This is a genomic window from Vibrio sp. D173a (assembly GCF_030248475.1).
The window spans coordinates 1-1,190 of record NZ_JAHGAH010000651.1 but is presented as its reverse complement, the minus strand read 5'-3'; the positions used below and the strand labels follow the sequence as shown (position 1 = coordinate 1,190).

Annotated in this window: 1 protein-coding gene and 1 pseudogene; one reads left to right on the top strand and one right to left on the bottom strand. The window is 45.0% G+C overall.

Going from position 1 to position 1,190, the window contains the following annotated elements; translation table 11 throughout:
• Positions 1-438 (bottom strand): annotated as a pseudogene (locus tag KIV40_RS28240) (divalent metal cation transporter); the annotation flags it as partial.
• A gap of 167 nt (positions 439-605) precedes the next feature.
• Between KIV40_RS28240 and KIV40_RS28235 the strand changes: the two are divergent.
• On the top strand, positions 606-1,190 hold a 585-nt coding region (locus KIV40_RS28235), incomplete at its 3' end, for a pseudouridine synthase (RefSeq protein ID WP_285352522.1).

Below are 1,190 nucleotides of genomic sequence, written 5' to 3'. Positions count from 1 at the left end.
AAAGAGAATGCTCAAACAGGTAGCAAGCACGATGATCGATAGCGTGCTAGTAGCGAGTTCGAAAGGGATAAAGTAACTGAGTAGGCTTGCACTGAACAATAACAATGCAGCAGTATTCACGACTGCAGAGATCGCACTGAGTGCCGTGAAGACGAGTAAATAAGGACGCCCAAGGTTAGAGTAGCCCTCAACTAGACTTTGTCCTGTTCCTAAGGTGTACTGGATGCCTTCTCGGAAAAATGGATATTTAAAGAGATTAACCAGAACGATCAGTGCGGCTAATTGCCAGCCATACATAGCCCCTGCTTTTGTCGATGCGACTAGGTGAGAACCACCAACGGCAGCGGCTGCCATCATGATTCCAGGACCGAGTGATTTCAGTAATCCAGATAGCGGTGTTGATTGAGTAGAGCGAGGGGCGTTGACCGTGTTTTCCATTCATACATCCTTGGGTTTTATTGTTAAGCTCCTGTTTCCATATCAATAACATGTTTAAAATTACTGTCAATTAAAATGTACAAGGCTGGGTTTGTTTTGTAATTAAATATGTACATAATGTTTTTTTTAATTTTTAAGGGTAAACCCTATGAAGCTAAATAAGTGTCATGGCACTGATTAAGTACACGCCCCCGGTTGAGCCGTGGACTGATATTGTTTTCGAAGATGATGATATCTTGGTGGCGAATAAGCCATCTGGTTTGTTGTCTGTTCCCGGAAGAGCAGAAGAACATTATGACAGCATGTGGAGTCGCTTGGTCGCGCTGTATCCCGAGATTCAAGTGGTGCATCGCTTAGACATGTCTACCTCAGGGCTAATGCTATTTGCTAAGCATAAAGAGGCTGAGCGTCATTTAAAGAAGCAGTTTCAGTATCGACTGACTCATAAGATTTACTATGCGCGCGTTTGGGGCACCGTAGAAACAGCAGAGGGTGAGGTAGACCTGCCCTTGATCTGTGATTGGCCGAATCGACCACGACAAAAGGTCTGTTATGAGCACGGCAAGCCTTCGCAAACGCGCTATCAAGTAGAAAAAGTGGAACAGAATACGACAGTGTTAAGACTGCTGCCGATCACCGGTCGCTCTCATCAACTGCGTGTTCATACTATGGCGCTAGGTCATCCGATTGTGGGCGATGAGTTTTATTCGAGTGAACCGGCTCTAAGTTATTCCGATCGATTAGAACTTCAT